A 20,500-nucleotide genomic window follows, 5' to 3' on the forward strand; every position below is an offset into this window, starting at 1 on the left:
CCTTCACCCCGGGGTTAGCTCCCCGGTGGTGGAGGAAGCCTACCTGCGTAAGAAAATGATCAAGCATACTTTCATCGCCACGCTACGTGGCCTGCTCGGTGTGGGCGTTTTGTGCGTGCCCTTGCCGGCTTGGGCGGACACTGACCGTGGCATGCTGCCGGGTTTGGGCCAGGCTCAGGGGCTGCCGCGGGAATTCGAAGCGCATTTCTTCGATGTGCCATTGGCTGTGCGCGTCGATCTCGACGGTCGTTATCTGGGGGATGCGATGGTGGTGCTGTCGCGCGACCAGCGTGTCCAGCTGCTCGAGTTCACCGAAACCCTGGAAAGCCAGGAGCCGGAGAGCGTGCGTCGGCGTTGGCAGGAACGCCTGGCCGATGGCCACGCACTGGGCGACTGTCGCAGTCAGTGCTCCGATGGCTTGCTTGCCGTGCACTACAGCCTGGTCAACTCGCAGCTCTCGCTATTGACCAGTCAAGCCGAAGCCAGCAATGGCGAGCATCGCTATCATCGCCTGCCCGAGCAGGGCAGTCACGGGTTGCTGTTGCGCAACCAGCTCAACCTGGTGGGTGACGGACGTGAGACCAGCGGTCGCTATGCCCTGCAGGGGCAGACCAGTCTGGGCAACTGGACTGGCTTTGCCGATGCGCAACTCGATCGCGGCAGTGATAGCCAGCAGAGCACCCGCTATCGCCTCGATCAACTCTATGGCGAGCGCCTGCGCGAGGACTTGTTCTTTCGCTTGGGCTATTTCACCCCGGGCGCGCAAGGGTTGGTGCGTCAGCCGCGGGTGTTCGGCAGTAGTCCGGATACGACCTTGGGCCTGATGCTCGGCAGCAGCGACAGCCTGGCGATCGACAGTGCCGCGCCCAGCGCCACCCCCATCTACGTGACGCCTGATCGTCCGGGCGTTGTGGAAATCTATCGCAACGGCGTGCTGATCAACAGCCAGCCGGTGCAGCCCGGCCTGCAGACCCTCGATACCCGCGTGCTGCCAGGCGGCATCTATGAGGTCGAGGTGCGCCTGGTGGAGGATGGTCAGGTTACCTCACGCACCCAGGAATTCATCTACAAGCCCAGCAACTGGGGTTCTTCCGATTCGCGTTGGCGCTACAACCTCTATGTCGGGCGCCAGGACAGTTTGCTGAACAATTGGCAAGAGGAACATGAAGACAGCCTCAGTGCTGGTGTCATGGCCAACTACCTGCTGCATCCGCGAGCCGTGCTTGGCCTGTCGAGCCAGCGCATCGACGAACGCATGCAGTACAGCACCTCGCTGGACTGGACCGTGCGCGAGCGCGCCAACCTTTATCTGAATCTGTTCCAGACCCAGGGCTACGGCACCGGTTACGACGTGCAGGGCGTGTACAGCTATGACCTCGGCTCGCTGGTCTTCAGCCATAACCGCTCGTGGATCGAGTCCGTCCGTGGATTCGATGACGGGGCGGTACGTCAGCAGAACAGCCAGACCTCGCTGTCGCTCAATCATCGCCTCGACCAGCGCAACACGGCGACGGTACGGGTTACCCGCAGCAGTGGCGAGGCCAGTGGCATGGCCTACGACCTGGGGTGGTCCTACTTTGGCAAGCTGGGCGGCTCCGACGCCACCTGGCGCCTGTCGCTGTTCGACCGGCCAGGCACTCGCGCCACCGACGATGCGCGCAGTCGGGGCGTCAACCTGAGCCTGAGCATGAGCTTGGGCGCACCCGGCAAGCGTCTGTCGGCCAGCCTCGGCAGCCGGACCTCGCGCGATGGTGGGCGCGACCGCAACGCCTCGGTGTCCTACCAGCAGGATGTCGACCTGGGTGCCGTGCGCACGCTCACCGGCACCGCCACCGTGGACCGCTACGGCGCAGGCTTTACCGGGCACGCCAACTTCGAGAATCGCTGGTTGCACGGCGATAGCTATGTCCAGCAGTCCTCCTACAACGGCGAGGTCAGTGGCGGCCTGAACCTGGAAAGCATGATGGCCGTGGGCGGCGGCAAAATGGCCATGAGCGGCCAGTACCTGCCTCATCAGGCCGGCCTGATCATCGATGTGGATACCGATCTCGACGGGTTGCGCCTGCGCGCCGACGACCACCATGGCGGCAGCGCGGTACTGCGTGCCGGGCGCAATATCGTGCCGGTCAGCGCCTTCAAGTCCGGTCATGTGCAGTTCGACTTCGAGGATGGCGGCAGCGCTGCGGCGGTGATCCAGCCATCGAGCGTCGACTATCACCTCAACCGTGGCGGCGTGGAGTACCGGCAGTTGCATGTACTGCGCACGGTCACGGTGCTGGGACGCCTGCTCGATGCTCAGGGGCAGCCGATGCGCGGTGCGATGGTGATCAACCACGCCAGCCGCGGGGTCAGCGAGGCCGATGGGCATTTCGCGGTGGAGATGAGCGAGTCGACACCGACGCTGGAAATCCGCACTGCTGGAGCGGTCTCCTGTCTGCTGACGCTCGACCCGGCGCAGTTGCCCAGAGAAGCGGACGTGCTGCTGGCCGGTGACATGCGCTGCCTGCCCCAAGGGTTGGCAGGGGCTGATGGCGCGAGTCAGGGGAGGGACAGTTGATGTCGCCTCGGGCAGTGAGACCCCGAGTATTTGTACCGGCGCCATGGCGTCTGTTTGTTGAACCCAAGAAGGATACGCCCATGCAGGCTGTAGGTGAGTGGATTGCAACGCGGTCTTGCCGGTTCACAGGACTGTTGCTCGGGATGATGGTGCTATCGAGTGCTCAGGCGATCGATGTCAAGTTCACCGCGCAGTACCGTGGCGAGGCCAGTGGTCGTTTCGAGAACACCACGCGCCAGGCTGGGTTCTGCGGGCGTTGGCCGACGCATTGTTCGGGCGTGCAGACGGTGGGACTTGGACTGCGGTACACGAAAACCTCCCAGGCCTTTGCCAGCGATCCGCGTGATGAGTTCTACGTCAAGCTTCCTGGGCGCCGCACGGTCTATGTGAGCGGGCCGACTTCTGGTGAGAGCTACCCGATGACTTTCGAGGTCCTTGGTGTGAGTCAACGTGTGCATGAACCCAGCTTCAGTAATCCGGTGTTCACGCGATATCTGCGGGGAGGATGTTCCTACGCGGTTACCTATTCGGTGGTGAATCGCTGGACCATGTACCTGTGGAACGTCACGAATCCGCAGCAACCTCAACCGTGCTATTCACGCGGCCAGGAAGCCAAACCCGGTGATGTGTTCACTACCGATGTGGACGAAATGGCCGTGTCCTACCAATTGAGCATGCCCTCGCCGTTGGCCATGAAGCCTGGCATCTACACGGGCAGAGAGACCTATTCGGTCGGCCCCGGCATGGATTTCGACTTCGGCAATGGCGTTACCTCGCTCAATGCCAGCAGCCTGACTTTGAACTTCGAGCTGGATGTCCAGCATGCCTTCGTCATCGACTTCCCGCCGGGCTCGGAACGTGCCGTGCTCGAGCCACCGGGGGGGTGGATGGGATGGTTGTCCCGTGGGCAGCCGCCGCAGCGGCTGTATCGCGATCTGCTGTTCCGCATCTGGTCCAGCGGGCCTTTCACGGCTTACAAGATATGCCAATACCCCGTGGGCGATCGTTGTGGCATTCGCAATGCCGCCAATCATGAGGTTCCTGTGAAGGTAGGCATCAGCTTGCCAGGTGGAATCCGGGCACAAGGCAACAAAGAGGTGAACCAGTTGGGTCTACCCACTGGGCAGGAAGCAGCGCTGCCGTTCGAGGCCATGAGCACGGTGTTCAACCGCAGCGGACAGCTGCATTTCGAAGTGCAGCGCGAGCATGCCAAGGAGATGCTCGATCACCCAGGTAGTACATACCGGGGTGATGTCACGGTGGTCTTCGATGCAGATATGTGACAAGGAAAGAGTAAAAAATGTTGTTTCAGAAATATCCCACGAAACATTCAGCTGCTTCCTCGGGTGGCGTTGGCGAACAATATCACTTTGATGGCATCCCTCACTTCTCGCAGGAGGCTTGAAATGAACGCACGCTGGCTCATGACCCTGACGCTGCTGCTGACACCATTGCCGTCGCTGGCGGCTCCCGAAATCAACGTCGGCGCTCTGTACGACTATCTGGAGGGAGGCAAGAGCACCTTGCTCAAGCGGGTACGCAACGGCGGCGATACGACCGCCTTCGTCAAGATCAGCCTGGCCGAACTGGTCTATGACGGTAACAGCGCGCCACGGGAAGTCGACCAGGACAGCCTGATGCTGGCCGAACGTGGCGTGGTGGCCAGCCCCGCACGTCTGATCGTGCCGGCCAAGGGCATGCAGGCGGTGCGCCTGCTGTATCGCGGAGAACGCGAACGTGAGCGCTACTTCCGGGTGCGCTTCGTGCCGGTGCTGCCGGAAACCCAGGATGGGTTCGGTGTCAGCGCGGCCGAAGCCGAGGAGTACCGCGAAGGGCTAACGGCGGGCGTCAACCTGCTGGCCGGCTACGGCTCGTTGCTGTTCATTCGCCCGCTCGAACCTCGCTACGGCACCGCCATCGATGAGCAGCCCGACCAGCTCAAAATCAGCAACGATGGCAACACCACGGTGATCCTCGACCGTTTCCGCCATTGCAGCGTGGATGGTCGCCAGTGCGAAACCATGACCAAACATCACCTGCTGCCCGGGCACGTCCGGCGTTTCCCACGGGAGGCGGGCTGGGCCTACCAGTTCGACCTGCTCGAAGGAGACAGCCGGCGCGAGCTGACGATAGGTGGTTGATCATGGCCGCCCCCTCGCACAAGGCGCTGGTCGTCGACGATCATCCTTTCATCCGTGCCAGTGTCTGCATGCAGTTGCGCAAGGACCAGCTCGATGTGGTCGGCCAGGCCGACAACGGCATCGAGGCCATGCGACTGGTGCGTGAATACAATCCCGATGTGGTGATTCTCGACTTGCTCATTCCCGGACTCGATGGTCTGGAGGTGATCAGCCGGATCAAGGCCATGGAGCGCCCGGCCAAGATCGTCGTGCTCACCTCGCAGCTGGCGGAGAGTTTCTCGTTGCGCTGCATGAAGGCCGGCGCGGCGGGATTCGTGTCCAAGACCGATGACCTGCAGGCGCTGAGCAAGGCCGTGCTGGCCGTGCTCTCCGGCTACACCTACTTTCCTGACGTGGCCCTGAGCTCGGTGAATCGGCGGGAGTTGGAAGACAGTGAAGCGCAATGCATCGCCAGCCTGAGCGATCGCGAACTGGTCATCCTGCAACAGCTGGCACGGGGCTTGAGCAACAAGGCGATTGGCGACGCGATGCTGCTGAGCAACAAGACCATCAGCACCTACAAGGCCCGCTTGATCGAAAAGCTCAAGGTCAGCTCGGTGATCGACATGGCGGACATGGCGCGCCGCAATGGGCTGATATAGCACCTTGCGCGGGATTTCTCTGTTGTGGGTCGTGTTCTGCTGCTTGCTGTTACCCCCTGTGGTGATGGCCACGGAACACTGTCCGGTGGAGTTCGACGGGGGAGGGCCACACGCTCTGGGAAAGCCCCCCGCCGTGCCGCCTGAGTTCCTCTGGTCAGGCAGCACGGCCCGCAGCGCCGAAGTCGGCCTTTGGCCGTTGTGGTCGACAGGCGCGCTGTCGCTGGCGCTGCTGTGCGCGCTGGGCTGGCTGCGCCAGCAGCGCAGAGGCTGTGCCCGAGAGCGGGCACTGCAGGACCGGCTGGCAGCGCAGCGGGCGTTGCTCGATGGCCTGCCTCATCCCGTGTACCTGTGCGATCGGGAGGGGCGCCTGGTCGATTGCAACAGTAGTTTTCTGCAAGCCCAGAACATCGACCGTGGGCAGGTTACGGGGCGCCCTCTGGGGGGCATCGCGGCGGTGGCGTGGCGGCAGGCGCGGGAACAAGTGCTGACCAGCGGGCAGGTGTGGACGCAGGAGTACCGCACGGTGCTTGCCGATGGCCGCCAGCACTGGATGCGGCCGGGGCCATGCGGGCAGTGGGTTGCCGCCGGTTGGCTCGATGTCACCGAGCCGTATCGGCAAGGCCTGCGTCGTGCCGAGGCTGGCGAACGTCTGCTTGGCAGCCTGTGCCAGGAAGCGCGCGCCTCGCTGCAGAATGTGCTCGGCATGCTCGAGCGGGCACTGCCTCGACTCGCGCCAGGCGCCTTCGAGCAGCAGTCCATCGACCAGGCGGCGCGCGTGTCGCGGGAGCTTTCTGCGCAACTGGCCAGTGTCCACGACGCGCTGCTGCTGCAGACCGGCGAGCGTTCGCTGGCGGTGCAGCCGGTCGCGTTGCGTGAACACTTCACGAGGCTGGTCGAGGCGTGCGAGCAACGCGGGCGCAGCGAGGGCTGGCAGCTTTCGCTGGATTACCAGGGGCCTTCGCAGGTCACCGCGCAACTTGACCCGATGCGCGTGCAGCAGCTGCTGTCCTGCGTGCTGGCACATGTCTTCAGGTTCACCCACCAGGGGCGCGTTCGGTTGAAGGTGAAGGTGCGCGCGAGCGGCGCCGTGGTGCGGCTGAGGCTGCGCATCGAGTCGATTGCCACTGGCATGAACGAGGATGGCCTGGCCTTGTCCATCGGGCGCGCCCTGTGCCGGTCGATGGGGGGGCAGCTACGCGCGGGGCGACGGTGTATCGATATCCGCCTGCGCTTGTCGGCGGCGCTGTCGGCAGTGGTGTCCGCCGTGCCGCGAGCTCCCGAGCGGACCTCGAGCCCCAGGCTGCGTGTACTGGTGGCTGATGACCATCCGGCCAATCGCCTGTTGTTATGCCTGCAGCTCCGGCGGCTGGGGCACCTGGTCGAGGCGGTGGAGGACGGCGGCCAGGCGATACGTGCCCGCATGGGCGGATCGTTCGATGTGGTGATCAGCGATTGCGGCATGCCGGTGATGGATGGCCATGCAGTGGCCAGGGCCATTCGTCTCTACGAGTCGCGCCAGCACCTGCGCCCCTGCCTGCTGATCGGCGTCACGGGGCGTTCCACGACGTTTGGCCTGGAGCGCTGCCTGGCGGCGGGCATGGACCAGTGCCTGCTCAAGCCGATGACCCTGACGCAGCTGCGTGAAACGCTGCAGTGGCACGAGCACGGACCGGATGCGCGCCATGGCGGCGCCATCGACCTTGGCGAGCTGGAGCGCCTGACCGCAGGCAACAGCGAGGCCCTGGCCGGGCTGCTGCAGGACTTGCTACAAGCCAACCGCGATGACCTGCGCCGCTTGCGCGATCACGCCAAGCGCCATGATGTGGGAGCGTTGGCCAATCTGGCGCATCGGATCAAGGGCGGCGTGCGCATCATCAGGGCGTGGGCGCTGGTCGAAGCCTGCGAGCGCCTGGAGCATTGCTGTGGACAGGCTTCGATGGACAGGCGTGAAGTGAAAGGCTGTCTGCGGGTACTGATCCGCGAAGTGCTGTGGCTGGAGGTGCGGCTGCGGCGCTATCAGGTCCATCGCCTGTTGGGAAATTCTGTCTGAGCACTAAGGAATTTTCCTCGTTCAATGTCTGCCGACTTCATTGCAGGATGGCCTGCTGTACCGGGCTATGGCGATGCGGACGGGGGGCTGTGCGGGAGATGCGTGTACTGGTGCTGGAGGACCATGGTTTTCAACGCACGATAGCGGTAAGAGGCTTCGTTTCCCTGGGTTGCGGGCAGGTGCTGCAGGCCGCCTGCGCCAGCGAGGCACTGGCCTTGCTGCGGCATGTCGGCTCGGCGGATCTGGTGGTGTGCGACCTGCGCGAGCGCGGTAGCGACGGGATGGATGGCCTGGAGTTCATCCATCGAGTCGGGCTGGCGGGCCTGGCCAGGGCGGTGCTGATCAGCGACGAGCTGCCGGCGGACCTGCGGCGCAGCGTTCGCCTGGTGATCGAGCGCCTGGGCATGGGCTTTCTCGGGGATCTGGCCAAGCCATTGCTGGCCGAGCCTCTGGCACGCATCCTGGCCACGGGCGCGATGGGGTCGTTGCTCGGTAGCGCGGTGCCCAGGCAACAGCCCGCACGGGCCGACCTGCTCCATGCCTTGCGCGATGGGGCGGTCTTGACTCGCTACCTGCCAAGTTTCGATCTGCGCAGCAACAAGGTGGAAAGCGTGCACGTGCTGGCAGCCTGGCGTTGCGCGCGCTTCGGCATGGTCGAGCCGGATGCCTTCATGGCCATGGTCGAGCACGTCGGCTTGCATGACGAGCTGTTGCTGATGCTATTGCGCCAGGCACTGGCGTTCATGCGCGCCGCGGGCGAGCCGAACCTGCCGATGATCCTGCGCCTGAGCGCCGGGCAACTGGTTTCTCCCCAGCTGTTTCCCTGCTTGCTCGAGATGCTCCAGGACTTGCCGACCCGGCCTCATTCACTGTGTTTCGAGTTGTCGGGGCGGGGCTTGTATCGCTTGCCGGTGCAGGGGCTGGAAAACCTCCTGCGCTTGAACATGCTGGGCTGCGAGCTCGGTTTGGCGGAGTTCGGCAGCGATCAGGCCGGCAGCGCGTTGCTGTGCGAGTTACCGATCACCCGCTTGCGACTGAGCGCGCGCCTGGCCCAGGGCGTGCCCGAGCACGCTCGTTGTCGCAGTGTCATCGAGCACTGCCAGAACCTGGCGCGGGCGCTGCAGGTGACCATGGCCGTGAGTGGCGTCAGCAACGCCCGGCAATGCCTGGCCTTGCAGCGCATGGGCTGTGAAGTCGCCCAGGGAGACTACTTCAGCGCCCCGCAGGAAGGCGCAGTGTTGCTGCGGCGCTTGCGCCAGGAGCCGCAAGCGCCGGCCTGAGTGGCCTCAGATGCGCCCGAGCAGCAGCAGGATCAACAGCACCACCAGCACGATGCCGACGATACCGGATGGGCCGTAGCCCCAGCTGCGTGAGTGCGGGAAGACCGGCAGGCCACCGATCAGCAGCAGGATGAGAATGATGATGAGGATCGTGGTCATGGCGGAGTCCTTGCGTGGTTGAAAGGCGAGGGGCTCGGAATGCTGGCCGCTTACTTTTCCGACTGCGCGGCTTGGGCAAAGATTCCATCGGCCTGGTCACGGACATGGCGATACTCCCTTATTCAGCATCCTGATGCCGCACCGCCCAGGCCGGCGTTATGGCTAGACTCCAGCCCATTCCAACAGGTCAAGGCACAGCACCATGCACAACCGAATGATGATCACCGGGGCCGGTTCCGGACTGGGGCGCGAGATTGCCCTGCGCTGGGCCCGGGATGGCTGGCGCCTGGCGCTGGCCGACGTCAATGAGTCCGGGTTGCGCGAGACCCTGGCGCGGGTGCGCGAGGTCGGCGGCGATGGTTTCAGCCAGCGCTGCGATGTGCGTGACTACAGCCAGCTGACGGCGCTGGCGCAGGCCTGTGAAGAGAAGTTCGGCGGCGTGGATGTGATCGTCAACAACGCCGGCGTGGCCTCGGGCGGCTTCTTCGCCGACTTGTCGCTGGAGGACTGGGACTGGCAGATCGCGATCAACCTGATGGGCGTGGTCAAGGGCTGCAAGGCCTTCCTGCCGCTGCTCGAGCGCAGCCGCGGGCGAATCATCAACATCGCCTCCATGGCCGCGCTGATGCAGGGGCCGGGCATGAGCAACTACAACGTGGCCAAGGCCGGCGTGCTGGCGTTGTCCGAAAGCCTGCTGGTCGAGCTGCGTCAGGTGGAGGTGGCGGTGCACGTGGTCTGCCCATCGTTCTTCCAGACCAACCTGCTCGACTCGTTTCGCGGGCCTGATCCGGCGATGAAGGTGCAGGTCGGCAAGTTGCTGGAGGGCTCGCCGATCAGTGCCGCCGACATCGCCGAACACATTCATGCCCAGGTCGCCGCCGGCCAGTTCCTCATCCTGCCCCACGAAGCCGGACGCCAGGCTTGGCAGCTCAAGTGCCAGGAGCCGCAGCGGCTCTATGATGAAATGGCGGACATGGCGGTGAAGATGAGGGCAAAGGCCCGCAAGACTGCAAGCTGAAAGAAGCGGCTGTAGGTTTTTTTACCGCTGACGGTCAGTCATGTCTGTTTTTTGGTTGAGCGATTGAGTAGGCAAAAGCCGAGCAGGCAGTCTCCGATTTTCCCTTGAGTTGTGAGGATCGGAGCATGCTGGTAATCGGACGGGAAGTGGGCGAAGTCATCGTCATCGCCGAGAACATCAGGATTCAGGTGATGGCCGTGGAGAATGGCCAGGTGCGTTTCGGCATCGTCGCGCCGCGGGATGTGGATGTGCATCGGGTCGAGGTGTACCAGCGGATCAAGGCCCTGGCGCGGGAAAAGGAGCGGGCCTGAGCGACGTCACGCGCTCAGTCGAACAGCTCCCGTGGCACTTCGTGCCTGGCCAGCAACTGGCACTGCTGGCTTTCCAGGTCGAACAGGATGAACGCCTGCCCCTTGGCCAGGGCCTGGCGCACGCGCAGTACGCGGGTCTCCAGGGGGGTGTCGTCACCATTGTCGGTGCCGTCGCGAGTGACGAAGTCTTCGATCAGGCGGGTCAGGGTTTCGGCTTCGAGTTGGTCGTAGGGGATCAGCATGGTCTGGGCGGTGGTTGTGGGAATGGAGGCATGCTACGTGAAATCGGCAACATGGTGCGCGCTATTCCCCTGTGGGAGCGGCCTTGCGTCGCGAAAGGGCTGCTGGGCAGCCCCGGCGATTGTTGCGTGGCCACTGAAATCCTGGGGCTGCTACGCAGCCCTTTCGCGACGCAAGGCCGCTCCTACAGGCGTTGCGCATGACTTGAGGTAGGAGCTGACTTGAGCAGCCCCGCCTGATCACCCTTTGATGCCCACCAGGCTGTCCACTGCTGGCACCCGGGTGTCGCTTTCCATCTGCGCGTCGTGCTCCAGCTGGTGGCTGAAGCGTTCCAGCGAGGCGCTGGCCGGTTGCGAGTCACTGGCGAACACCGGTGGGCTGAGCAGGTAGGCGCCGAGCAGGCGGCTGAGCGCCGCCAGGCTGTCGATGTGGGTGCGCTCGTAGCCATGGGTGGCGTCGCAGCCGAATGCCACCAGCGCGGTGCGGATATCGTGGCCGGCGGTGACCGCCGAATGCGCGTCGCTGAAGTAGTAGCGGAACAGGTCGCGGCGCACCGGCAGGTCGTGGTCGCCGGCCAGTTTCAGCAGATGGCGCGACAGATGATAGTCATAAGGGCCGGACGAATCCTGCATCGCCACGCTCACCGCATGCTCGCTGGAGGCTTGGCCGGGCGCCACCGGGGCGATGTCGATGCCGACGAACTCGCTGACATCCCAGGGCAGGGCGCCTGCCGCGCCCGAGCCCGTCTCTTCGGTGATGGTGAACAACGGGTGGCAGTCGATCAGTGGCTGGCGACCGCTTTGCACCACGGCCTTGAGCGCGGTCAGCAACGCCGCGACGCCGGCCTTGTCGTCCAGATGGCGGGCGCTGACATGGCCACTCTCGGTGAACTCCGGCAACGGGTCGAAGGCGACGAAATCACCCAGGGCGATGCCCAGCGCTTCGCAATCGGCGCGGGTGGCGCAGTAGGCGTCCAGGCGCACCTCCACATGTTCCCAGCTGATCGGCATCTGGTCGATGGCGGTGTTGAAGGCGTGGCCGCTGGCCATCAGCGGCAGCACGCTGCCGCGCACGATACCGGTGTCGGTGAACACGCTGACCCGGCTGCCTTCGGCGAAGCGGCTCGACCAGCAGCCTACCGGAGCCAGGGCCAGGCGGCCGTTGTCCTGAAGTTGGCGCACGCTGGCGCCGATGGTGTCCAGGTGCGCCGAGACGGCGCGGTCGGGCGAGCTCTGGCGTCCCTTGAGGGTGGCGCGGATAGTGCCGCGACGGGTCAGCTCGAAGGGGATGCCCAGTTCGTCCAGGCGCTCGGCGACATAGCGCACGATGGTGTCGGTGAAGCCGGTGGGGCTGGGGATGGCGAGCATTTCCAGCAGCACACGTTTGAGGTAGTCGAGATCGGGTTCGGGGAGTCGTTCGGACATGTCCAGGTCTCCGGTCGGGGTGAAATTTCCAAGCTGCGGGCAAGGTCCTTGTGGGAGCGGCCTTGCCGAGGCGTCGGACCGCTCGGAAAGGCCTGCACCGCGGGCCCGGCAGTAGATGCAGCGAAGCTGAAATCCTGGGGGCGCTTCGCACCCCTTTCGCGACACAAGGCCGCTCCTACAAAGATCCGTGGGGCTGTCAGGCCAAGGGTCGGCTATGTGGAAACAACAGATCCATGAAACGCTCAGCCGTAGGCTGTGGTTCATGATTGGCCAGCCCCGCGCGCTCGTTGGCTTCGATGATCACGTAGTCTGGGTGTTCGGCATCGCGGACCATGAAATCCAGGCCCACCACCGCGATTTCCAGGGCGCGGGCTGCGCGCACCGCGGCATCGGCCAGCACCGGGTGCAGGCGCGCGGTGACGTCTTCCAGGGTGCCACCGGTGTGCAGGTTGGCCGTGCGCCGCACGGCCAGGCGCTGGCCGGCCGGCAGTACATGGTGGTAGCCCAGCCCCGCGGCCTTGAGCGTGCGCTCGGTCTCCTCGTCGAGCGGGATGCGGCTTTCGCCTCCCGTGGCAGCCTGGCGTCGACGGCTCTGGGCCTCGATCAGCGCGTGGATGTTGTGGCGGCCATCGCCGATCACCTGCGCCGGGTGGCGAATGGCGGCGGCCACCACCTCGTAGCCGATGACCACGATGCGCAGGTCGCTGCCGGGGTGGAAGCTTTCCAGCAGCACGCGGCTGTCGAAACGACGGGCCTGTTCGACAGCGCGGCTGACTTCGTCGATACAGTTCAGGTTCACCGCCACGCCCTGGCCCTGCTCGCCATCGACCGGCTTGACCACCACCGCGCCATGCTCGTCGAGGAAGGCCAGGTTGTCGTCGGCGTTGCCCGCCAGTTGCTGCGCGGGCACCTGCAGGCCAGCGTTGTGCAAGGCCTGGCGGGTCAGGCGTTTATCCTGGCAGAGGGTCATGGTGACGGCGCTGGTCAGGTCGCTGAGCGACTCGCGGCAGCGGATGCGGCGTCCACCCAGACTGAGGGTGAACAGACCGGCGCTGGCATCGTCCACCTGCACGTCGATGCCACGGCGCAAGGCTTCGTCGACGATGATCCGAGCGTAGGGATTGAGATCGGCTTGCGGCCCAGGGCCGAGGAACAAGGGCTGGTTGATACCGTTCTTGCGCTTGACGGCGAAGGTCGGCAGGTTGCGAAACCCCAGTTTCGTGTACAGGCGCTTGGCCTGGCGATTGTCGTGCAGCACCGACAGGTCGAGGCAGGCCAGCCCGCGGCTCATGAAGTGCTCGACCAGGTGACGCACCAGCACTTCGCCGACGCCCGGTCGCGTGCAGTGCGGATCCACCGCCAGGCACCATAGGCTGCAACCGTGCTCGGGGTCGTCGAAGGCCTTGTGGTGATCCAGGCCCATGACGCTGCCGATCACCGCGTTGCTGTCTTCGTCCTCGGCCAGCCAGTACACCGGCCCGCCGAGGTGACGCGGGGTCAGCAGCTCGGGAACGACCGGCAGCATGCCGCGTGCCTGGTACAGGGTATTGATCGCCTGCCAGTCTGCCTGGCTCTGCGCCCGACGGATGCGAAAGCCACGGAACACACGCTGCGCCGGGCGGTAGTCGGTGAACCACAGGCGCAGGGTGTCGGAGGGGTCGAGGAACAGTTGCTGCGGGGCCTGCGCCAGTACCTGCTGCGGCGCGGCCACGTACAAGGCGATGTCGCGCTCGCCGGTCTGCTCCTCCAGCAGGGCTTCGGCCAGGCTGACCGGGTTGGGGTGGGTATGTCCGATCAGCAGCCGACCCCAGCCGCAGTGCACCGCGCGTGGTTTGTCGTGGGGCTCGCTGCCGTCGCCGGCCAGGCGCGCCTGCAGGCGCTCGTAGGATGGCGCCTGACCGCGCAGCAAGCGCTGACCGTAAGCGGTTTCATGGGCTTTCATCGGTCAGATTCCTTGTTCGCTGAGCCACAGGTTCAGGGCCGCCAGTTGCCACAGCTTGGAGCCGCGCAGTGGCGTGAGCTGTCCGTGCGGGTTGCTCAGCAGGCGGTCGAGCATCGCCGGATTGAACAGGCCACGATCCTGGCTGGGGTCGGTCAGCAGCTCGCGCACCCAGTCCAGGGTGGCGCCCTGCAAGTGCTTGAGGCCAGGTACCGGGAAGTAGCCCTTCTTGCGGTCGATCACCTCGTGGGGGATGACGCGTCGCGCCGCCTGCTTGAGCACCTGCTTGCCGCCGTCGGGCAGCTTGAAACGGGCCGGGATGCGTGCCGACAGCTCCACCAGGCGATAGTCCAGGAACGGCGTGCGTGCCTCCAGGCCCCAGGCCATGGTCATGTTGTCCACGCGCTTGACCGGGTCGTCCACCAGCATCACCGTGCTGTCCAGGCGCAGGGCCTTGTCCACCGCCTCCGGCGCGCCGGGGCGCGCGAAGTGCTCGCGGACGAACTCGCCGGCGGCGTCGGTCTCCAGCAGCCAGGGGGCCTGCACGGTGCCGCGGTACTCGGCGTGGCTGCGGTCGAAGAACCCATCGCGGTAGGCGGCGAAGGCATCCTCGGCGCCGTCCACCTGCGGGTACCAGTGGTAGCCGGCGAACAGCTCGTCGGCGCCCTGGCCGCTCTGCACGCCCTTGCAGTGCTTGGCCACCTCGCGCGACAGCAGGTAGAAGGCGATGCAGTCATGGCTGACCATCGGCTCGCTCATGGCGCGGAAGGCCGCCGGCAATTGCTCGATGATCTCGCGCTCGGCGATGCGCAATTGGTGATGACGGGTGCCGTAATGGCGGGCGATCAGGTCGGAGTACTGGAATTCGTCGCCGCGCTCGCCACCGGCATCCTCGAAGCCGATGGAGAAGGTCGACAGGTCGTCCACCCCGGCTTCGCGCAGCAGGCCCACCAGCAGGCTGGAGTCGACACCGCCCGAGAGCAGTACGCCGACGTCCACGGCGGCGCGCTGGCGGATCGCCACGGCGTCGCGGGTGGCGTCGAGCACGCGGCTGGTCCAGCCCTCCAGGTCGAGCTCGCGCTCGTCCGGATTCGGGCCATAGTGCAGTTGCCACCAGGTCTGGCGCTCGACTTCGCCATGGCGGTCGATGCGCATCCAGGTGCCGGGCTCGAGCTTTTGCACGTTGGCCAGCAGCGTGCGCGGCGCCGGCACCACGGCGTGGAAATTCAGGTAGTGGTTGAGCGCCACCGGGTCGATCAGCGGGTCGATGTCGCCACCCTTGAGCAGCGCCGGCAGGGTCGAGGCGAAGCGCAGGCGCTCGCCGTCGCGCGACAGGTACAGCGGTTTGACGCCGAGGCGGTCGCGGGCCAGGAACAGGCGCTGGTTGTCGCGTTCCCAGATGGCCAGGGCGAACATGCCGTTGAGCTTGGGCAGCAACGCCGCGCCCCAGGCGTGATAGCCCTTGAGCAGCACTTCGGTGTCGCCGTCGGACCAGAAGCTGTAGCCCAGGTCCTGCAGTTCCTCGCGCAGCTCGGGGAAGTTGTAGATGGCGCCGTTGAATGCCAGCGCCAGACCTAGGGTGCTGTCGACCATGGGCTGGGCCGAACCGTCGGACAGGTCCATGATCTTCAGGCGCCGGTGGCCGAGGGCGATTGGGCCCTGGCTATGGAAGCCCCAGGCGTCGGGGCCGCGGGGCGCCAGGTGGTGGGTGATGCGCTCCACCGCGGCGAGATCCGCCGGGCGAGGGGCTTGGTCGATGGGGGTGAAACGTAACTCTCCTGCTAATCCGCACATAAGTCCTTACCGGTTTTGCCGTTGGGGAAGGTGCCCGAAATGGGGCACTTAGGTAGGGACCGGGGTAGGTTGTGAGAGTTTTAGATCAATCTGTTATATGTGTTGTCGGGGACTGGGACCGCACAGCCCCCCGGCGATCCGGCTATTTACCGCGAATCAACCGGCGCAACGCGAACCTGTTCGGGTGGCAGGCCTCGGCCACGGCTCTGGCCACCGGCAACGGCTCACCACTGACCCACGCCGCAATCAGCTCCCCGGACAGCGGTGCAGTAATCAACCCGCGCGAGCCATGCCCGCTGTTCACGTACAGCCCCTCCAGCCACGGGCAGGCCACATCCGGCACCTGTCGCGCATCCTTGGCCAGCATGGCGTAGGCCTGGTTGAACGCCTCGACATCGGCCAACGGCCCGACGATGGGCAGGTAGTCCGGGCTGGTGCAGCGGAACGCCGCCCGGCCCTGCAGTTGCGCCGGATCCAGCTCGGTAGTGCGCAGGCGGGTGGCCAGGTCCGCGGAAATATCATCCAGCAGCGCCAGGTTGCCCTGGTGTTCGGCCACGGTCGGCGCCAGGTCCTCGTTGTGGAAGTCGAAGCTGGCGCCCAGGGTATGTTCATCGCCGCGAGGTGGCGCCACGTAGCCGTCGGCACAGACCACCGTGCGCAGTTTCCGGCTGGCCACGGTGGCCGGCAAGCGGGTGATCTGCCCGCGAATGCGCTTGAGCGGCAGCCCGGCGCAGGCCGGGAAGTGACGGACATCGGCGGCACCGGCCAGCACCACCAGCGGCGCGCTGGCCAGCAGGCGCTCGCCGTCCCAGGCCTGCCACAGGCCGTCGGCCTTGCGCAGCGCGATGACGTTGGCATGGCCGAGCAGGCGGATGCGCGGATGGTTCAGCTGGGCCTGGCACAGCGCCGGCGGATGCACCCAGCCACCTTCGGGGTAGAACAGGCCGCCGCTGGCCAGCGCCACGCCTGCCACGGCTTCGGCCTGGGCGCGGTCGAGCGGGCGCAGCAGGCTGTCGTCGAAGGCGGTTGCCAGCTTGGCCTGGCGCTCGCCTTCCTTGTCGTCGAAGGCCAGTTGCAGCACGCCGCAGGCGTCCCAGTCGTGGCCGCGTTGCAGGTGCTCGAGCCAGCGACGGGTGTAGCCGAAGCCGGAAAGGATCATCTGCGACAGGGCGGTGCCATGGGCGGACAGCTTGAGGTACAGCACGCCCTGGGGGTTGCCCGAGGCCTCCTGGGCCGGCCCGTCGTGGCGCTCCAGCACGCTGACCTGCCAACCCCGGGCCGCCAGGCTGCGCGCCGTGGCGCTGCCCGCCAGGCCGGCACCGATCACCAGCGCCTCGCATGGCCCCGGCAAGGGCGCCGGGCGGGCGTACCAGGGCGCCACGGGGGCGGCTGGCGCGCCGCTGTAGACGCCGTGCATCACCTCCCATTTCTTGCCGATACCGGGCACCTTCTTCATGGCGAAGCCGGCCTCGATCAGCGCGCGGCGGACCCAGCCGGTGGTGGTGAAGGTGCCGAGGGTGGTGCCAGGGTGCGACAGGCGTGCCAGCTGGGCGAACAGCTCCGGCGTCCACATGTCGGGGTTCTTCGCCGGAGCGAAGCCGTCCAGGAACCAGGCGTCGATGCGCGCGTCCAGTTGCGGCAGTTGCTCCAGGGCATCGCCGATCATCAGGGTGAGGGTGACGCGGCCGTCATCGAGGCTCAGTTGCTGGAAACCTGGATGGATCGCCACGTACTGATCGAGCAGGGGCCGGGTGAAAGGCGCCAGTTGCGGCCACAGCTGCATGGCGCGCTCCAGGTCATCCCGGCTCAGGGGGTACTTTTCCACGCTGACGAAGTGCAGGCGCGCCTCGGCGTGTGCCAGTTCGGCGAACAGCTGCCAGGCACAGAAGAAGTTCATGCCGGTGCCGAAGCCCGTTTCCCCGATCACCAGGCAGCCCCCCGGCGCCAGCTCGGCGAAGCGCTGGCGCAGGTGGTTCTGCTCGATGAACACGTGCAGGGTTTCGTCGATGCCTTCGTTGATGGCGAAATACACATCGTCGTATTGCCGGGAATGGGGGCGGCCCTGGTCGTCCCAGTCGATCTGGGCGTGCTGGGGGAGGGTGGTGTCGGACATGGTCATATTCAAGCCGCAAGTTGCAAGCTTCGAGCTGCAAGAAAAAAGCGAATAGTGGCACGACCTGCTATTTCTTGCAGCTTGAAGCTTGTAGCTTGTAGCAGATCCATTGAAGGAGCCCTCCATGTTCGAATCCGCCGAAATCGGTCACAGCATCGACAAGGACACCTACGAGGCCGAAGTGCCCGCCCTGCGCGAGGCGTTGCTCGAAGCCCAGTACGAGCTCAAGCAGCAGGCGCGCTTCCCGGTGATCGTGCTGATCAACGGCATCGAGGGCGCCGGCAAGGGTGAGACGGTCAAATTGCTCAACGAATGGATGGACCCGCGCCTGATCGAGGTGCGCACCTTCGACCAGCAGACCGACGAGGAGCTGGCCCGCCCGCCGGCCTGGCGCTACTGGCGGGCGCTGCCGCCGAAGGGCCGGATGGGCGTGTTCTTCGGCAACTGGTACAGCCAGATGATCGAAGGCCGGGTGCACGGCCAGTTCAAGGACGCCGTGCTCGACCAGGCCATCGCCGGTGCCGAGCGGCTGGAGCAGATGCTTTGCGACGAAGGCGCGCTGATCATCAAGTTCTGGTTCCACCTGTCCAAGAAGCAGATGAAGGCACGGCTCAAGGCGCTCAAGGACGATCCGCTGCGCAAATGGCGCATCAGCCCGCTGGACTGGCAGCAGTCCGAGACCTACGACCGCTTCGTGCGCTTCGGCGAGCGGGTGCTGCGGCGCACCAGCCGCGACTACGCGCCCTGGCATGTGATCGAGGGCGTCGACCCGTACTACCGCAGCCTGGCGGTGGGGCGCATCCTGCTGGAGAGCCTGCAGGCGGCCCTGGCCAACAATCCCAAGGGCAAGCACCAGAGCAATGTCGCGCCGCTGGGGCGCAGCATCGATCAGAAGAGCCTGCTCGGTGCGCTGGACATGACGCTGCGCCTGGACAAGCACGACTACCAGGAGCAGTTGGTCACCGAACAGGCACGCCTGGCCGGCCTGCTGCGTGACAAGCACATGCGCCGGCATGCGCTGGTGGCGGTGTTCGAGGGCAACGACGCGGCCGGCAAGGGCGGCGCGATCCGCCGTGTGGCGGCGGCGCTGGATCCGCGCCAGTACCGCATCGTGCCGATTGCCGCGCCCACCGAGGAAGAGCGTGCCCAGCCCTATCTGTGGCGGTTCTGGCGGCATATCCCGGCGCGCGGCAAGTTCACCATCTTCGACCGTTCCTGGTATGGCCGGGTGCTGGTGGAGCGGGTCGAGGGCTTCTGCAGCCCGGCGGACTGGATGCGCGCCTATGGCGAGATCAACGATTTCGAGGAGCAGTTGAGCAATGCCGGGGTGGTGCTGGTCAAGTTCTGGCTGGCCATCGACCAGCAGACCCAGTTGGAGCGCTTCGAGGAGCGCGAGCAGATCCCGTTCAAGCGCTACAAGATCACCGAGGAAGACTGGCGCAACCGCGACAAGTGGGACGTCTACAGCGAGGCGGTGGGCGATATGGTGGACCGCACCAGCACCGAGATCGCGCCGTGGACGCTGGTGGAGGCCAACGACAAGCGCTGGGCGCGGGTGAAGGTGCTGCGCACGATCAACCAGGCGCTGGAGGCGGCGTTCGCCAAGGACAAGAAATAATCCGGGCTGGCCTCTTCGCGGGTAAACCCGCTCCCACATGGAGAACGCTGATCTCTGTGGAGCGGGTTTACCCGCGAAGAGGCCAGCTCAGTTGTTCAGGGCATGCCCCCGAGGAATGACCTGATGAAAACATTTCCCGCCACATCCCCCCCGCCAAGCCCGTAGACTGCACCTTCCCCACCAAGGCGCCGATCGAGGACACCATGCACATTTCTTCCGGACGCTGGGTCCAAGGCCTGCTGCTGGCGCTGTTGACCGCGTTTCTCTGGGGTATCCTGCCGATCAAGCTCAAGCAGGTGCTGCAGGTGATGGACCCGGTGACGGTCACCTGGTATCGCCTGAGCGTTTCCGGCGGCCTGTTGTTCGCCTGGCTGGCGGCCAATCGGCGACTGCCGTCGTTCAGCCGTCTCGGAATGAAGGGCAAGGGCCTGGTGGCCGTCGCGGTGGCAGGCCTGGTCGGCAACTATGTGCTGTACCTGGTCGGCCTGAACCTGCTCAGCCCCGGCACCGCGCAACTGGTGGTGCAGCTGGGGCCAGTGCTGCTGCTGGTGGCCAGCGTGTTCGTGTTCAAGGAGCGTTTCAGCCTGGGGCAGGGCCTGGGCCTGCTGGTGCTGCTGGCGGGGTTCGGGCTGTTCTTCAACCAGCGCCTGGAAGAGCTGCTCACTTCGTTGGGTACCTACACCACTGGCGTGCTGACCATCATCCTGGCGACCAGTATCTGGGTGTTCTATGCCCTGAGCCAGAAGCAGTTGCTGACGGTGTGGCACTCGCAGCAGGTGATGATGGTGATCTACCTGTGCTGCGCGTTGTTGCTCACGCCCTGGGCACACCCGCTGGAGGCGTTGCAGCTCAGTCCGCTGCAGGGCTGGCTGCTGTTGGCCTGCTGCCTGAACACGCTGGTGGCTTACGGCGCGTTCGCCGAGGCACTGGCGCATTGGGAGGCATCACGGGTGAGCGCAACACTGGCGCTGACGCCGCTGGTGACCTTCGTCGCGGTGGCGCTGGCGGCCTGGCTGTGGCCGGACTATGTGCATGCCGAGCAGATCAATGGCCTGGGGTATGTCGGGGCGGTGACGGTGGTGCTGGGGTCGGCGCTGGTGGCGTTGGGGCCTTCGCTGGTGGCGGGGTGGAAGGCGCGTCGGATGCAGACAGGTTGATGACGTCATCGCGGGGCAAGCCCGCTCCCACGCCGCGGTCAGTGGCGTGGGAGCGGGC

General features: G+C 65.6%; 16 protein-coding genes. 10 read left to right on the forward strand and 6 right to left on the reverse strand.

Annotation, left to right across the window (positions count from 1 at the left end):
* Nucleotides 1–55: 55 nt before the first annotated feature.
* From ACYUME_RS06955 to ACYUME_RS06980, 6 genes are all read left to right on the forward strand, one after another.
* Nucleotides 56–2,557: a TcfC E-set like domain-containing protein gene (locus ACYUME_RS06955; RefSeq protein ID WP_460418405.1), complete on the forward strand. Its 2,502-nt coding sequence runs from the start codon at nt 56–58 to the stop codon at nt 2,555–2,557.
* Nucleotides 2,558–2,637: 80 nt separating this feature from the next.
* Nucleotides 2,638–3,840: a hypothetical protein gene (locus ACYUME_RS06960; RefSeq protein WP_460418406.1), complete on the forward strand. Its 1,203-nt coding sequence runs from the start codon at nt 2,638–2,640 to the stop codon at nt 3,838–3,840.
* A gap of 123 nt (nt 3,841–3,963) precedes the next feature.
* Nucleotides 3,964–4,698: a molecular chaperone gene (locus ACYUME_RS06965; RefSeq protein ID WP_460418407.1), complete on the forward strand. Its 735-nt coding sequence runs from the start codon at nt 3,964–3,966 to the stop codon at nt 4,696–4,698.
* A gap of 2 nt (nt 4,699–4,700) precedes the next feature.
* Nucleotides 4,701–5,339 carry a response regulator gene (locus ACYUME_RS06970; RefSeq protein ID WP_460418408.1) on the forward strand — a complete coding sequence of 213 codons (639 nt, stop codon included), beginning with the start codon at nt 4,701–4,703 and terminating at the stop codon, nt 5,337–5,339.
* Nucleotides 5,340–5,472: 133 nt separating this feature from the next.
* Complete coding sequence (locus ACYUME_RS06975; protein WP_460418409.1) at nt 5,473–7,389, forward strand: response regulator; 1,917 nt, start codon at nt 5,473–5,475, stop codon at nt 7,387–7,389.
* A 98-nt stretch (nt 7,390–7,487) separates the two neighbouring features.
* Complete coding sequence (locus ACYUME_RS06980; RefSeq protein WP_460418410.1) at nt 7,488–8,669, forward strand: EAL domain-containing response regulator; 1,182 nt, start codon at nt 7,488–7,490, stop codon at nt 8,667–8,669.
* Between the two features lie 6 nt (nt 8,670–8,675).
* On the opposite strand, the gene ACYUME_RS06985 is transcribed toward ACYUME_RS06980, so the two are convergent.
* On the reverse strand, nt 8,676–8,828 hold the full coding sequence (locus ACYUME_RS06985; RefSeq protein WP_460418411.1) for a DUF3309 family protein: 153 nt from the start codon (nt 8,826–8,828) through the stop codon (nt 8,676–8,678).
* A 202-nt stretch (nt 8,829–9,030) separates the two neighbouring features.
* Here ACYUME_RS06985 and ACYUME_RS06990 point away from each other — a divergent pair, with 202 nt between their 5' ends.
* Nucleotides 9,031–9,846 (forward strand): SDR family oxidoreductase, encoded by an 816-nt coding sequence (locus ACYUME_RS06990; RefSeq protein ID WP_460418412.1) that lies wholly within the window; start codon nt 9,031–9,033, stop codon nt 9,844–9,846.
* A gap of 125 nt (nt 9,847–9,971) precedes the next feature.
* On the forward strand, nt 9,972–10,157 hold the full coding sequence (locus tag ACYUME_RS06995; RefSeq protein ID WP_460418413.1) for a carbon storage regulator: 186 nt from the start codon (nt 9,972–9,974) through the stop codon (nt 10,155–10,157).
* Between the two features lie 14 nt (nt 10,158–10,171).
* Here the strand turns inward: ACYUME_RS06995 and ACYUME_RS07000 are convergent, their stop codons facing one another.
* From ACYUME_RS07000 to mnmC, 5 genes are all read right to left on the reverse strand, one after another.
* Nucleotides 10,172–10,399 (reverse strand): YheU family protein, encoded by a 228-nt coding sequence (locus ACYUME_RS07000; RefSeq protein ID WP_279883330.1) that lies wholly within the window; start codon nt 10,397–10,399, stop codon nt 10,172–10,174.
* A 237-nt stretch (nt 10,400–10,636) separates the two neighbouring features.
* Nucleotides 10,637–11,821, reverse strand: coding sequence for an osmoprotectant NAGGN system M42 family peptidase (locus ACYUME_RS07005; protein WP_460418414.1), 1,185 nt, complete (start codon nt 11,819–11,821; stop codon nt 10,637–10,639).
* 196 nt (nt 11,822–12,017) lie between these two features.
* Nucleotides 12,018–13,763: an N-acetylglutaminylglutamine synthetase gene (gene ngg / locus ACYUME_RS07010; protein ID WP_460418415.1), complete on the reverse strand. Its 1,746-nt coding sequence runs from the start codon at nt 13,761–13,763 to the stop codon at nt 12,018–12,020.
* A 3-nt stretch (nt 13,764–13,766) separates the two neighbouring features.
* Complete coding sequence (locus tag ACYUME_RS07015) at nt 13,767–15,554, reverse strand: N-acetylglutaminylglutamine amidotransferase (RefSeq protein ID WP_460418416.1); 1,788 nt, start codon at nt 15,552–15,554, stop codon at nt 13,767–13,769.
* A gap of 142 nt (nt 15,555–15,696) precedes the next feature.
* Nucleotides 15,697–17,667 carry a bifunctional tRNA (5-methylaminomethyl-2-thiouridine)(34)-methyltransferase MnmC2/FAD-dependent 5-carboxymethylaminomethyl-2-thiouridine(34) oxidoreductase MnmC1 gene (gene mnmC, locus ACYUME_RS07020; RefSeq protein ID WP_460418417.1) on the reverse strand — a complete coding sequence of 657 codons (1,971 nt, stop codon included), beginning with the start codon at nt 17,665–17,667 and terminating at the stop codon, nt 15,697–15,699.
* A 124-nt stretch (nt 17,668–17,791) separates the two neighbouring features.
* Between mnmC and pap the strand changes: the two genes are divergently transcribed.
* Both pap and ACYUME_RS07030 read left to right on the forward strand, forming a co-directional pair.
* Nucleotides 17,792–19,285, forward strand: coding sequence for a polyphosphate:AMP phosphotransferase (gene pap, locus ACYUME_RS07025; protein ID WP_279883344.1), 1,494 nt, complete (start codon nt 17,792–17,794; stop codon nt 19,283–19,285).
* A 203-nt stretch (nt 19,286–19,488) separates the two neighbouring features.
* Nucleotides 19,489–20,442 (forward strand): DMT family transporter, encoded by a 954-nt coding sequence (locus ACYUME_RS07030; protein WP_460418418.1) that lies wholly within the window; start codon nt 19,489–19,491, stop codon nt 20,440–20,442.
* The last annotated feature ends 58 nt before the right edge of the window (nt 20,443–20,500 follow it).

This window comes from Pseudomonas sp. microsymbiont 2 (assembly GCF_054788395.1).